Origin of the sequence: Candidatus Kapaibacterium thiocyanatum (assembly GCA_001899175.1) — a bacterium.
GTDB classification, from domain to species: domain Bacteria; phylum Bacteroidota; class Ignavibacteria; order Kapaibacteriales; family Kapaibacteriaceae; genus Kapaibacterium; species Kapaibacterium thiocyanatum.
The window spans coordinates 56,716-69,372 of record MKVH01000009.1; the positions used below are offsets into that span (position 1 = coordinate 56,716).

Annotated in this window: 12 protein-coding genes; 9 read left to right on the forward strand and 3 right to left on the reverse strand. The window is 60.4% G+C overall.

Annotated elements, in window-relative coordinates; genetic code table 11:
* Nucleotides 1-19: 19 nt before the first annotated feature.
* The 5 genes from BGO89_05725 to BGO89_05745 are packed head-to-tail and all read left to right on the forward strand — an operon-like array spanning nucleotide 20 to nucleotide 5,884.
* The gene (locus BGO89_05725; protein OJX59715.1) at nucleotides 20-3,094 is read left to right on the forward strand and encodes an acriflavin resistance protein; all 3,075 of its coding nucleotides are present in this window, start codon (nucleotides 20-22) and stop codon (nucleotides 3,092-3,094) included.
* On the forward strand, nucleotides 3,091-3,768 hold the full coding sequence (locus BGO89_05730) for a DNA-binding response regulator (protein OJX59716.1): 678 nt from the start codon (nucleotides 3,091-3,093) through the stop codon (nucleotides 3,766-3,768). Before BGO89_05725 ends, BGO89_05730 begins: the two co-directional genes overlap by 4 nt.
* Nucleotides 3,765-5,009: a hypothetical protein gene (locus BGO89_05735; GenBank protein OJX59717.1), complete on the forward strand. Its 1,245-nt coding sequence runs from the start codon at nucleotides 3,765-3,767 to the stop codon at nucleotides 5,007-5,009. Before BGO89_05730 ends, BGO89_05735 begins: the two co-directional genes overlap by 4 nt.
* A 1-nt stretch (nucleotide 5,010) precedes the next feature.
* Nucleotides 5,011-5,433, forward strand: a complete 423-nt coding sequence (locus BGO89_05740; GenBank protein OJX59718.1) for a hypothetical protein — start codon at nucleotides 5,011-5,013, stop codon at nucleotides 5,431-5,433.
* The gene (locus BGO89_05745; protein OJX59719.1) at nucleotides 5,423-5,884 is read left to right on the forward strand and encodes a hypothetical protein; all 462 of its coding nucleotides are present in this window, start codon (nucleotides 5,423-5,425) and stop codon (nucleotides 5,882-5,884) included. The genes BGO89_05740 and BGO89_05745 overlap by 11 nt, the downstream gene beginning before the upstream one ends.
* 4 nt (nucleotides 5,885-5,888) lie before the next feature.
* Here BGO89_05745 and BGO89_05750 read toward each other — a convergent pair whose 3' ends face one another.
* Entirely contained in the window at nucleotides 5,889-8,060 is a 2,172-nt protein-coding gene (locus tag BGO89_05750) for a hypothetical protein (protein OJX59720.1), read from the reverse strand.
* A gap of 109 nt (nucleotides 8,061-8,169) precedes the next feature.
* Between BGO89_05750 and BGO89_05755 the strand changes: the two genes are divergently transcribed.
* The 4 genes from BGO89_05755 to BGO89_05770 all read left to right on the forward strand — a co-directional run bounded on the left by BGO89_05755 (nucleotide 8,170) and on the right by BGO89_05770 (nucleotide 11,398).
* Complete coding sequence (locus BGO89_05755) at nucleotides 8,170-8,490, forward strand: hypothetical protein (GenBank protein OJX59721.1); 321 nt, start codon at nucleotides 8,170-8,172, stop codon at nucleotides 8,488-8,490.
* A gap of 77 nt (nucleotides 8,491-8,567) precedes the next feature.
* The gene (locus BGO89_05760) at nucleotides 8,568-8,948 is read left to right on the forward strand and encodes a hypothetical protein (protein OJX59745.1); all 381 of its coding nucleotides are present in this window, start codon (nucleotides 8,568-8,570) and stop codon (nucleotides 8,946-8,948) included.
* Nucleotides 8,936-9,463, forward strand: coding sequence for a hypothetical protein (locus BGO89_05765; protein ID OJX59722.1), 528 nt, complete (start codon nucleotides 8,936-8,938; stop codon nucleotides 9,461-9,463). The genes BGO89_05760 and BGO89_05765 overlap by 13 nt, the downstream gene beginning before the upstream one ends.
* Before the next feature lie 36 nt (nucleotides 9,464-9,499).
* Complete coding sequence (locus BGO89_05770) at nucleotides 9,500-11,398, forward strand: hypothetical protein (GenBank protein ID OJX59723.1); 1,899 nt, start codon at nucleotides 9,500-9,502, stop codon at nucleotides 11,396-11,398.
* 9 nt (nucleotides 11,399-11,407) lie between these two features.
* Here BGO89_05770 and BGO89_05775 read toward each other — a convergent pair whose 3' ends face one another.
* Together BGO89_05775 and BGO89_05780 are read right to left on the reverse strand one after the other, a co-directional pair.
* A complete protein-coding gene (locus BGO89_05775; GenBank protein ID OJX59724.1) occupies nucleotides 11,408-11,848 on the reverse strand; it encodes a hypothetical protein in 441 nt (146 codons plus the stop codon).
* 75 nt (nucleotides 11,849-11,923) lie between these two features.
* Complete coding sequence (locus tag BGO89_05780) at nucleotides 11,924-12,607, reverse strand: phage shock protein A (GenBank protein ID OJX59725.1); 684 nt, start codon at nucleotides 12,605-12,607, stop codon at nucleotides 11,924-11,926.
* Between the last annotated feature and the right edge of the window lie 50 nt (nucleotides 12,608-12,657).

Below are 12,657 nucleotides of genomic sequence, written 5' to 3' on the forward strand. Positions count from 1 at the left end.
CCATTTCATCTCGCTCTCCATGCGACTGCGGATCATCGTCGTCGCCCTCATGGCCCTGCTGATGATCGTCGGTATCCAGGTACTGAAGAACGCCTCGTTCGACGTCTTTCCGGAGTTCGCGCCACCTTACGTGGAGATCCAGGTCGAGGCGCCCGGTCTGTCCACCGCCGAGGTCGAGGCCCTGCTCGCTGTTCCCATCGAGAATGTTCTGAACGGCGTCCCTCATGCCACGCATCTTCGATCGAAGTCCGTACCGGGCCTGACATCCATCGTCCAGCACTTCGAACACGGTACGGACATCATCCAGGCACGACAACTGGTTCAGGAACGCCTCAGCAGGGTGACTCCACAACTGCCTGCGGTAGCACGGCCTCCCGTCATGCTCAGTCCATTGTCATCGACAAGCAGGGTGCTGAAGATCGGCGTGAGTTCGCATACACTGACGCAGATGGAAATGACGACGCAGGTCCGCTGGACACTGCGGCCACGGCTCATGTCGATTGCCGGCGTGGCCAATGTGGCGATCTGGGGACAGCGCGACAGGCAACTTCAGGTATGTGTCGATCCCGAGCGACTCTATGCGAACAACCTCACGCTCGCCCAGGTCACTACCGCCGTTCAGGACGCCACACGTCAGTTCGGTGGAGGTTTCGTGGACATGCCCAATCAACGGATCGCCGTCTCCAACGTACCGCACGTCTACGATGCCCGTGATCTGTCGGCTATCGCCCTCCCCACCGCGAACGGAGCGTCCGTGCGCCTCGGCGATCTGGCCGACGTCATGGAAGGATATCCTCTCCCCATCGGCAATGCCATCGTCAACGATGGCCCCGGGCTTCTGCTCATCGTGGAGAAGCAGCCCGGCGCGAACACGCTCGACGTGACGAGGCAGGTCGAAGCCGTCCTGCGTGAAATGACTCCTGCAATGAAGGGTATGACCTTCGATTCCACGATCTTCCGTCCGGCCACCTACATCGAGATGTCGCTGCACAATCTCAACAAGGCCCTGCTCATCGGTTGTACCCTCGTCGTCATCGTACTCTTCTTCTTCCTCCACGACTGGCGCGTCGCTCTCATCAGCGTGACGGCCATTCCGCTATCGCTCGTCGTGGCGGCACTCGTCCTGCACTATCGCGGCGGCACCATCGATACGATGGTACTCGCCGGACTGATCATCGCGCTCGGTGAAGTGGTGGACGATGCCATCATCGACGTGGAGAACATCGTGCGGCGATTGCGCGAGAACGCGCTTCGACCCGATCCCCTGCCGGCCTTCCGCGTCGTACTGGAGGCCTCGATGGAAGTGCGCAGTGCTGTCGTCTTCGGCAGCATGATCGTCGCCCTCGTCCTGATACCGGTCTTCTTCCTTCCCGGTCTGTCGGGTGCCTTCTTCCAGCCGTTGGCCCTGTCCTACGTCCTGGCCATCATGGCATCGCTCTTCGTTGCCCTGACACTCACACCAGCCCTGTCCCTGCTCCTTCTGCCGAAGGCATATGGACACGGCACCGACAAGTCGCATCGCGTCGAACCGAAGGTCGTGCTGTGGATGAAGGGTCGCTACGAAGCCGCACTCCATCGTATTCTCGAACGACGGCGCGGCATTCCCGTCGTGCTCGCAGGAATCGTCGTCGTCACGATGGCCATCGTTCCCTTCCTCGGCGAAGAGTTCCTGCCGCACTTCAGGGAATACGACTTCCTCATGCACTGGGTCACGAAGCCCGGTACGTCACTCGACGAGTCGACGCGCATCACGCAACGTGTGAGCAAGGAACTGCGCGCGATCCCCGGTGTGCGCAACTTCGGTGCCCATATCGGCCGTGCGGAGGTCGCCGACGAGGTGGTAGGATCGAACTTCACGGAGAACTGGATCAGCGTCGATCCGACCGTCGACTACGACAGTACCGTAGCCCGCATCCAGAGCGTCGTCGACGGTTATCCCGGTCTGCACCGTGACGTGCTCACCTATCTGCGCGAGCGCGTGAAGGAGGTCCTGACCGGCACGAGCGCCAGTATCGTCGTGCGCATCTATGGTCCGGACCTTGGAACACTGGAACGCAAGGCCAAGGAAGTGGGTGCTGCACTGGTGTCCATCGACGGCGTCTCCGATCTGAAAGTACAGCCTCAGACGCTGGTACCGCAACTCGCCGTACGGTTCGATGCTGAACGTGCGGCATGTTTCGGTGTGACGGCGACCGACGTCCGACGCACCATCGCCACGATCGTGAATGGTGTCAAGGCCGGAGAAGTCTACGACGACCAGAAGATCTTCGACGTCGTGGTGTGGGGGCGACGCGAGCTCCGTACCGACATCGAACGGATCCGCGACATTCAGGTCGATCTTCCTCGTGGTGGCCGTGTTCCGCTGAAGGACGTCGCCGATATCCATATCGCTCCGACGCCGAACGAGATCACGCGTGAGCTCTCGTCGCGCCGTATCGACGTCACCTGCAATACCAGGGGTCGCGACCTCGGAAGCGTGGCGCGTTCCATCGAAGACAAGCTCCGCACGATCCCCTTCGATGCAGGATACCATCCCGAGATACTCGGCGAGTATGCCGAACGGCAGGAATCGCAGCAGAGACTCTATGCGCTTGCTCTCCTCTCCATCCTGGGTATCTTTCTCATCCTCTACGCCGACTTCGCGTCCTATCGCCTGTCCCTGCTCGTGCTGCTGAGTCTCCCCTTCGCACTTGCCGGCTGCGTGATGAGCACGACGATGACGGGAGGCATCCTCTCGCTCGGCTCGCTGGTAGGATTCGTCACCGTGCTCGGAGTCGCTGTCCGTAACGCCATCATGCTGATAAGTCACTATCGTCATCTCGAAGATGTCGAAGGCGAAGGATTCGGACTCCGCCTCGTCGTCCGCGGTGCACTGGAACGGCTCGTTCCCATTCTCATGACGGCCTTGACGGCAAGTCTCGCCCTGCTTCCCATCGTGGCGACCGGTGACAGGCCCGGCCAGGAAATCGAGTATCCGATGGCCATCGCAATCCTCGGTGGCCTGACCACGTCGACCGTCCTCAATCTGTTCTTCCTGCCGGCCTTGTACCTGCGTTTTGGACGACCATATATCGCTTCGGCACAGGAATCATGAAACTGCTCATCGTGGAAGACGAACTGCGCCTGCTGGAGGACATGGAAACGTTCATGTCCGAACAGGGCTATCTGTGCGAGCGCGCGGAGAACCATGCACAGGCGGAAGAGAAACTTTCGTTGTATCGATACGATGCCATCCTTCTCGATATCACGCTGCCTGACGGCAACGGCCTGCGCCTGCTCGAACTCGTCAAGGACCTGCACCCCGTGACCGGTGTCCTGATCGTGTCGGCGAAGGATTCGCTGGACGACAAGCTGAAAGGTCTGCATCTCGGTGCCGACGACTATATCACCAAGCCCTTCCATCTCGAAGAGCTCAATGCCCGCATCAGCGCACTGATACGACGAACGAACTACAACGGCAGCACGCTCATCACGGTCGACGACGTCGTCATCGACACCGCGTCGAAAACCGTATCCGTCGGCCCCGAACCGGTCATCCTGACGAAGACCGAATACGAGCTCCTGCTCTACTTCGTCGTGAACCGCAATCGCGTGCTCAGTCAGCAATCCATCGCCGAACACCTGTGGGGCGATCACTACGACATGGCGGACAACCATAGCGTCGTCTATGTTCACACGAACAACCTCCGGAAGAAGATCCATAGCGCGACGGGCAGGGACTACATCAAGACCGTCTACGGGATGGGATATCGCTGGTCCACTCCATGAAGCTGCTTCGTAAAACCACATCGCTCTACCTCGGAGCCACCGCCGTGATCCTGTGCATGGCAGGCATAGCGCTCTTCTTCATCCTGCAGGAAATCGTGCAGGACGAGATGGACGAACAACTGGAACTGCAGGCCGAACTCCTTGCGGAACAGGTGCGTACCGGCGATGTGCCATCCCTGCCGATGGCGACGATAACGGAGCTGAGCACCGACGTCCCGCCGGCGACGATCACCGGTGATACCCTGCTCTACGACAGGGTCCAGAAGAAGAAGGAAGACTATCGCTATCTGTCGACCATCCGCACCATCACAGGAAGGAAGTACAGACTGACGGTCGTTACGGCCCACATCGGCTGGGATCAATACTACCTCATCATCTTCACCGTATTCCTGGCCGCAGTCCTGTCCCTCACGATGGCGGGCACCGCGATCAACTTCGTTTCGTCACGGAGGATATGGCGGCCCTTCTTCCATAATCTGAAGGCGTTGAAGGAATACTCGGTCACGTCGTCCGAGCCCATGGATCTGATGGATTCGGATATCGACGAATTCCGTGAGTTGAAGCGCTCACTGGACCAACTGACGCAACGTGGCCGAAGGGAATATATGGCCTTGCGCGAGTTCACCGAGAATGCATCGCACGAGCTTCAGACGCCACTTGCCATCATCCGATCGAAGATCGACAGACTGAGCCAGTATCCGGTGTCGGAAGAGATGGCGGAGATCATATCCCAGGCCCGCGCCGACGTGAGCCGCCTGTCCCGTATCAACAGGAATCTGCTCCTCCTCGCCAGACTCGACAACAGGGCTTTCGAATTCACGGACGCCCTCGACATCGCCGACATCACCCATGATCATCTCCAGCGCATGCAGGACCTGTTCGCCGTGCGCGACATCCCGGTGACGATGGAATCCTCTCCCTTGACCGTCAAGGGTAACCGATACCTGTTCGACGTCCTCATGACCAACATGCTCTCGAACGCATGGAAGTACACGAACGATGGCGGAGATGTCGCCATCGCCATCACCGGATCGGCGTTGACGATGAGTAACAGCGGTGCTCCTCTCGACCTTCCCGAACACGAACTGTTCGACCGGTTCAGGAAAGGGACGATGCATCACGGATCGACGGGCCTCGGCCTGGCCATCGCACGCGAGATATGCGAGGTACACGGCTGGACCATCCGCTACGACTACATACATGGTCGACATCATTTTTCCATCGATCTTCACCCGGACTGACATGCACGGCCTCGTCCATCATATCGAGCTCTACGTCTCCGATCTCCCGGCGTCCACGGCATTCTGGTCGTGGCTGCTGACGGAGAAGTTCTCGTATACAGTCTATCAGAAGTGGAACAAGGGCATCAGCTTCAAGCTCCACGATACCTATATCGTCCTCGTGCAGACCGAAGCACGATATCTCGACATCCCCTATCACAGGAAACGTTCCGGCCTCAACCACCTTGCCTTCCATTGCGAGTCCCGTGAGTTCGTGGATACCCTCGCCGGAGAGTTGCGGGACAAGGGCATCGCGATACTCTATGCGGATACGCATCGTAACACGGAAGACTATCACGCCATATATTTCGAGGACCCCGACAGGATCAAGGTCGAGCTCGTAACCCATCCCAATCGATCGGAGGAACATCGTCATGACCGTTGAAACATCCGAACTCGGACCATATCATGTGGCCACGATACGGCATATCGGCCCCTATACGAACGTGGGCAGGATATTCGACGAACTCTGGAAATGGATCGTCGCCAACGACCTCGTCAACGACGACACCGTAGTCATCGGCCTGTCCTACGACGATCCCGCCATTCTTCCGGCGGAGCAGCTACGCTATGACGCGTGCGTGACCGTACCACAGGGTACGACGGGAACCGACCGGATCGTCATCAGGACCCTGCCCGCACAGCGATACGCCCATACGATTCACGTCGGCAGTTACGAAGGATTGGGGCCGGCCTTCGGCCGGATGTTCGACGAGTGGCTTCCCCGCAGCGGAGCGCATGCCCTGCCTCTCCCCTGCATCGAAGTCTATCTCGACGACATGGCCAGGGTTCCGATAGAGCAACTGAGGACGCTCATCGGTATTCCGGTGGCATGATGCGTCAGTGAAGGACGACGAGTCTGACGGAGTGGACGTCCCCATGTTCGTCGCCGCAGGCGATGGCATAGACACCGTTCGGAAGATCGGTGGTAAGCAGGCGGACGACACCACCGTCCATACCGATACGTGCCCTGTCCTGTACGTCCATCCCCTGCATGTCCGTGATGGCGATCCAGCGGATACCTGCCGGAGCGGTGATCGTCGTTTGGTCGCCCGCCGGATTCGGAATGCACGACAGTACAGCTCCCGATGCATCGTCGATCTGCGATGGCGGTGCCGACGATGCCGATGGCGAGCAGTCGACTTCGTAGATATCCCGTCCCGATGGCACGAGCAGATGATCACCGTCGGCCCATTCGGCCGTAGCGACCGGATAGTACGATTGCAGTTCGTAGGAAAGCCACGACCACGTCGTTCCTCCATCGGCCGTATAGGCCACTGCAGGACCCGAACCATAGATGGCGATGTGCCGGTCGTCGGAAGCATCGAGGCCGTTGGCGGTGAAGTACGTCCAGCTCGACGGGACCCTCCACTCCTCGCTCCATGTCTTTCCCTTGTCGGACGTCTTCCACATCGCCGTCACGTAGCGTCCGGGTTCCGTGTGCGTTCCCACGATACGGATATCGTCATGGGCCAGGATCCGGCATCCATTCGCGAACCACATGCCCTGCGGCAAGGCCGTCGTATCCCACGTCGTTCCGTCATCGGTACTGGTCGCGAACGACGTACCGGCCAGGACGAGCAGACCGGGACTGGACGTCGCGATGCTCATGGAACCGATGGGACCGGCAAGGGAATCGAAGGTCGCACCACCGTCATCGCTTCTCATCCGGAAACCGTAAGCGGCGACGTGGACGACGCCGCGTTCGGACACCGTCATCGACGCTGCGCGCGACGACGACCAACGGTGCACCGCCCATGTCCGGCCATCATCCTGCGACGTCCACAGCCGTGCTGCCGACTTGCCGTACGTACGATTCCCTTCCTTCACCGTCCAGCTGCTGTCGCCGGCACAGATGATCGTTCGCGTACCGGCCTCCACCACATCGAGGATGCGGTTGTCGCCGGTGGACAGCAACGACTGGAAGGTGATTCCGGAATCCTGTGAGCGGACGAGATCGGTATAGCCACGTACGCAGAGGAGACGTTCGCGATTCCGTGCGACGATCCTGCTGAATCCGGCGCTCGGAAGGCCGTTGGTCGACGGCCCACGGCCGAAGCCGCTCATATCGAAGGTCATGTCGTCGACGGTCAGGGACCTGGCCACGCGATAGACACCGTCATCGCCGCAGATCACCGCACGAGGATAGTCGGGGCTGACGACGACAGGGCCGGCGAGAAGATCGAAGGACTTCGACTTCCGCCACGTCGTTCCCCCATCCCTGCTGAGCAGGTGCACGGGATACCAGACGTCCTTCCTCCAGGCCGTAGCCACGACGACGGAGTCGTTCATATGACCGATACCGGTCACCGAAAGGTAATAGAAGGTCGAATCCTGCCGGAAGGTCAGGCCACCATCGTCGCTCGTGGCCATGGCACCGATGCCGCCGACGACGACGCTGCGTCCACGCACGGACATCGAGCAGTAGGTCGTTCCCTGTTTCAGGGTCACGGGTGGTTGCCAGGTCGTTCCTTCATCGTCCGAGCGGTAGACCATTCCCAGTTCGTCCAGCAGGAGTAGGGTATGGCCTCCGGCCGCCCCTATCGCTCTCGGTCTCGTCGACGGCATCGTGGAACGTCCCCATTCCACACCGTCCACGGACCGGTACAGAACACCACCCGTGCCCGCGGCCATGATCTGTCCCGTTTCGGGCATGACGGCGGCACAGAGGAAGTTCGTCTTCTTCTCGAGAACGCTGGTGCTCCACGTCGTCCCGCCATCGGTGCTGCGTACGACCGTACCGTCGTCGCCTACGCCTACGATGATACCGCCCCTGGCAATGACCATACCGTGCAGGTCCGGATCCCAGCGGGAACCGCGTACCTTCACGGATCGTTGGAGGATGACGTCGTAGCGTACGACGGTGCCGTGTTCCCCGGCGAACAGAACGTCGGTAGCCGACGGTATGCAGGCCGTATGAAGATCGGCCGCACGCCATTCATAGGTGAGCAACTGCCATGTGGGCTGTGCGGACGCAGCCACGGCGAACAACAGGAACACGATGATGATCACGACGGCCCCTTGGGCGAATGCCGGAATATCGGCTTCGGAGTATCAACCGAGCGCTATATAATCATTCCACCGGTATCGACACAACGTCGTCGAGCCCATATCTTTGTCCATGGCAAAATCAGGCGTCGCCACCCAGAAACGTTCGATGACGCGCAAGCGTCTGATCATCATCGGCATCCTGACGGGCACGGTGATCCTCTTCGTCCTGTTCTCGCCGTATGGCGTCGTGACCAGGTTCGCCCTCGAAGGAGATATCGAAGCGCTGAAGGGCGACATCCAGGCACTGCGCATGACGTCCGACTCGCTCCGGAGCATCGTCCGCAGACTCGAGACCGACACGACGGAGATCGAACGTCTCGCCCGCGAACGGTTCGGCTACGTACGGCAGGGCGAAGAGGTCTACGTCATCACGCGCGATTCCACCGAGTGATGGGAGCATCCATGCGAAGCCTGATCGCTGCCGCGGTGCTGCTCATCCTCTGTTCATGTTCATCCACGAGGCATACAATGATCGAACCGTTCAACGTCGATGGCGGCCCGCCGCCGGTAGGACCATATTCGCACGGCGTCCTGTGCTCCGGCACCATGATCTTCCTGGCAGGCCAGATCGCACTCCGTGCGGACGGTACGATGGTGGGCGGCTCGGTGGCGGACCAGACGGAACAGGTGATGCACAACATCAGGACCGTGCTCGCAGGCAAGGGCCTGACGCTGAGGAACGTCGTCAAAGCCACGGTCTTCCTGAAGGATCTCAACGACTTCGCGGAAATGAACGCCGTCTACGCCACTCATTTCGGAGATCACAAACCGGCCCGCAGCGCAGTGGAGGTGAGCCGCCTGCCGAAGGACGCCCATGTCGAGATCGAGGTCATCGCATGCATGCCCTGACGGGATCGTGGTGCAGAGCGCTTCTGATCCTCCTCGTCCTCGCAGTGTCCGCACGATACGGCATGGCCCAGGACACCACGCGTCTGGCGGCTTCGCCGCCGCCGTTGACCAAGAATCCGACCACGGCCATCCTGATGTCCGTCGCCCTTCCTGGCCTGGGACAGTACTACAACGAACAGTACTGGAAGATTCCCCTCTTCACCGGTGCCGCAGCGGCCACGGCATGGCTGTTCTTCTCGAACAACAGCAACTACCTCACAGCCTCGGACAACTACGATGCCGCCGTACGCGCCAACCTCGACTTCCTCACGAAGGACCGTCTGAAACGCCAGCGGGAGATCTACCGCGACAACAGGGACCTTGCGGGAGCCTTCTTCCTGCTGACCTACCTCGTCGCCGCGGTGGACTCGTATGTGGGCGCCCATCTCTACGATTTCAACGTGGACGACAAGCTCTCCATGGGCCTGGTGCCGACGCCCGTCGGCGGGGCATTGTGCCTGAGGGTCCACTTTTAACATATCCGTGACGCTGGCTTCCTATTTTTGCGGCCAATGAAGCTGAACCGCCTGCTCCTTGTCTGCGCCGTCGCCGGTGCCACTACCGCCGCTTCCGCACAACAGCGTGAAGCACTCGCCATCCGCCTCCAGGGCGGCCTGCTGGGATCGTTCCACAGCGCGGATTTCTCCCGGTCCGGCGACATCGTCGACTGCGGTCCCCTCGGTAATGGCTCGGCATGGAAGCCCACGGGACAGGCCATCATTGAATTGCCCGTCGGTCCGGCATGGGGCCTCGCCCTCGGTATCGGCTTCGCCGACCGCGGCGCCGTCCTGAGCAACACGAATACCTATCCCCTGCGGGACACGGTGAACAACCGGGACGTGACGATGACGACGTCACACGACGTGAAGGCCAATCTGAACTTCATCGAAATCCAGCCCGACGTCCGCTTCGCCCTGGCGGGAACATGGGAACGCCGGACGCTCGGCCTCGTCATCGGTCCGCGCATCGGCCTCCCCGTCACGTCGAACTTCACCCAGACGGAATCGGTCGTATCACCGTCCGACGCCTATTTCATCGTCAACGGTGCACGTACGCAACAGCGCAATCTTGCAAGTGGGCCGCTGACGACCAGGACGAACGTCATGCTGGCCGCCTCGGCAGGCATCGAGTCCTTCATCTCCGTATCGCCGACCATCAGCATCGTACCGACGGTGTCCTTCGACTATTTCCTGACGAAGGTCGTGAACGACGCGCCGTGGAACATGATGGGCATCCGTGCCGAACTGGGTATCCGCTTCGGCATCAGGCCGAAGGCCGAGGAACCGGCAAAGCCTGCCATGCCCGTACCGCAGGCTCCTCCGCCTGCCGTGACGATCGCACCGGAGAAGGAAGCGATGCTGGCGGCATCGATCACGGGCTTCAGCGGCGAGGTCGTGACGGGTAACAGGCTCACGGCATCACAGCCCATTGTCAATGCCATCTTCTTCGACAGCACGTCGGCCGATATTCCGACCTCGTACAGAAGATCGAACGACGGCAGCATTCCTGCCACCGATCCGGTGGACGTCCACGCATGGGTCCTGCCCCGCATCGCCGCCGTCATGGCCCGCAACCCGCAGGGAAGGATCGTCGTGGAAGGTGCGACATGCGGAGCGGTCTGCGAACCGGAAGGAACCGCCCTTGCCGAGCGCCGGGCACGCACGGTACGGGATGCCCTCGTCGCCCTGGGTGTGGACGGAAGCCGTATCGCGACGAAGGCACTCGTCCTGCCCCGCGTAGCATCCAACCAGGACTACGTCGAAGGCCGCGCCGAGAACCGCCGCGTCGACATCATCGTCCAGAACGCACCATTGCAGGAATACGTCAACGCGGAACAGTTCGCCGAACTGCGGGGCCTCGCCCAGGTATCGATGGGTGGTGTGAACGGACCGTATACCATCAGGATCGATGGCAAGGACACGACGACGTCGGCATCGACGGCCCGTATTCCCGTCGTTCTTCCCGTAGGAGCCTCGCAGGGCTCCGCACGACTCGACATGCACGTAGCCGTCGGCGGACTGAGCCAGGACATCCATACGACGGTCGATATCTCGTCGTACGGACGCCGCTCCATCGCCCTCGCCACGGACGGTTTCGAAGCCATCCTGCGTTTCGACTACAACAGCAGTGAGCTCAGCGAAGATGTGAAGGGTCTGCTCCGCCAGCTCACGGAACGCCTCCCCGAAGGTTCCACCATCACCATTTCGGGAAGTACGGACATCCTCGGATCGGATCAACGCAACCGCGAACTCTCCGAACAGCGGGCCCGTGTGACGGAGCAATTCATCCGCTCCGTGACACGCGCGCGATTCACGATCACGACGTCGACGACGACGGAGAAATTCCCCGATACCACACCGCAGGGACGCTTCCTCAACAGGAGCATCCGTATCACGGCGCGAACGCCGTAGACGGATGTCCTAGTCGATCGTCGCGTCGATGACCCGCTTTCCACCGGCCATCTTCACGATCTCGTCGTCATAGTGGTCGGCGATGATCGACACGCTCGTGATGGCCGCCTCGATTTCGTTGGTGCTGAGATTGGCGCCAGGAATGGCGTAGGAGAAGACGACCGTATCGTCGAACAGCAGACCGAAGCCGCCGAAGTGCAGCTCGACGTTCTTGCGCAGCAACCAGCGCATCAACTCGTCCGTGATCGTGGCATCCGTGACCACCTGGGCCATGAATTCGACCATCGTATCCGTTTCCGTGAAGGGGCGGACGACGATCATCACACTGGACGAGCCGTAGGGAATGGCGTAGGACCCATCGCCGAAGTCGATGGCACTGGGAAATTTGTCGGCAAGTACACGCTTGAGCGTATCCTGTGTGGATACGATGAGGGATTCTGGTGTTGACATGGTTGACATCGTGGTGATCGAAGAAGATATGATAGGAGCGTTACCTCGGCGTCGACACTGGACGGTGGTCTGCCGTCACTGCTTCTCTCCTTCGTCCAGCATGCCCATCTCCTTCTTGAGCGCCAGAAGATCGGCATCGACCTGCGACGACGTGGAGAGCTTCTTGAACTCCTGATCGAGGCTCGTGTTCTCGCCGGCGAGCTGTTCGAAGGCCACGGCTTCGGATTCGATCTTCTCGATCTTGCCTTCGTACTTGTCGAACTTCGAGAAGGCATCGCTGCCCACGCCGCTGAAGGATTGTGCGATCTGCTTCTGGGCCTTGGCCGCCTGCGAACGCGCGATGAGCGTGCTCTGGCGCGACCGGGCTTCGTCCAGCTTGTGCTTGAGGGCATCGAGCTGCTCGCGCATCTTGACGCTGGTGGACTTCGCCTGTTCGTAGATCGGCGCGAGATCGTTGGCGTTCTTGTCGGCCACGGCCTTCTTCTCCAGTGCGGCCTTGGCCAGATCCTCACGACCGGCCTGCAGTGCCTGCATGGCCTTCTGCTGCCAGTCGGCAGCCAGGCCACGTTCCTTCTGCATCTTGCGCTCGAGGCCCTTCTCGTTCGCGATGGCATTGGCCACCGCAAGCGTGGCCTTGTTCACCGACTCTTCCATCTCAAGCACCATCTGCTTGAGCATCTTTTCCGGATCCTCGGCGTTGTCGAGGGCATCGTTGACGTTCGATTTGAAGATGTCCGAGATTCGGCTGAAAATTCCCATGGTATCCTCGCGCGTGATGAACTGGTGGTCATGTTCGGAGCGTGTTAACG

Excerpts from the sequence above, each read along its gene's own strand:
- BGO89_05725 (OJX59715.1), top strand. The coding sequence starts at position 20 with ATGCGACTGCGGATCATCGTCGTCGCCCTCATGGCCCTGCTGATGATC.
- BGO89_05730 (OJX59716.1), top strand. The coding sequence starts at position 3,091 with ATGAAACTGCTCATCGTGGAAGACGAACTGCGCCTGCTGGAGGACATG.
- BGO89_05735 (OJX59717.1), top strand. The coding sequence starts at position 3,765 with ATGAAGCTGCTTCGTAAAACCACATCGCTCTACCTCGGAGCCACCGCC.
- BGO89_05740 (OJX59718.1), top strand. The coding sequence starts at position 5,011 with ATGCACGGCCTCGTCCATCATATCGAGCTCTACGTCTCCGATCTCCCG.
- BGO89_05745 (OJX59719.1), top strand. The coding sequence starts at position 5,423 with ATGACCGTTGAAACATCCGAACTCGGACCATATCATGTGGCCACGATA.
- BGO89_05755 (OJX59721.1), top strand. The coding sequence starts at position 8,170 with ATGGCAAAATCAGGCGTCGCCACCCAGAAACGTTCGATGACGCGCAAG.
- BGO89_05760 (OJX59745.1), top strand. The coding sequence starts at position 8,568 with ATGATCGAACCGTTCAACGTCGATGGCGGCCCGCCGCCGGTAGGACCA.
- BGO89_05765 (OJX59722.1), top strand. The coding sequence starts at position 8,936 with ATGCATGCCCTGACGGGATCGTGGTGCAGAGCGCTTCTGATCCTCCTC.
- BGO89_05770 (OJX59723.1), top strand. The coding sequence starts at position 9,500 with ATGAAGCTGAACCGCCTGCTCCTTGTCTGCGCCGTCGCCGGTGCCACT.
- BGO89_05775 (OJX59724.1), bottom strand. The coding sequence starts at position 11,848 with ATGTCAACACCAGAATCCCTCATCGTATCCACACAGGATACGCTCAAG.
- BGO89_05780 (OJX59725.1), bottom strand. The coding sequence starts at position 12,607 with ATGGGAATTTTCAGCCGAATCTCGGACATCTTCAAATCGAACGTCAAC.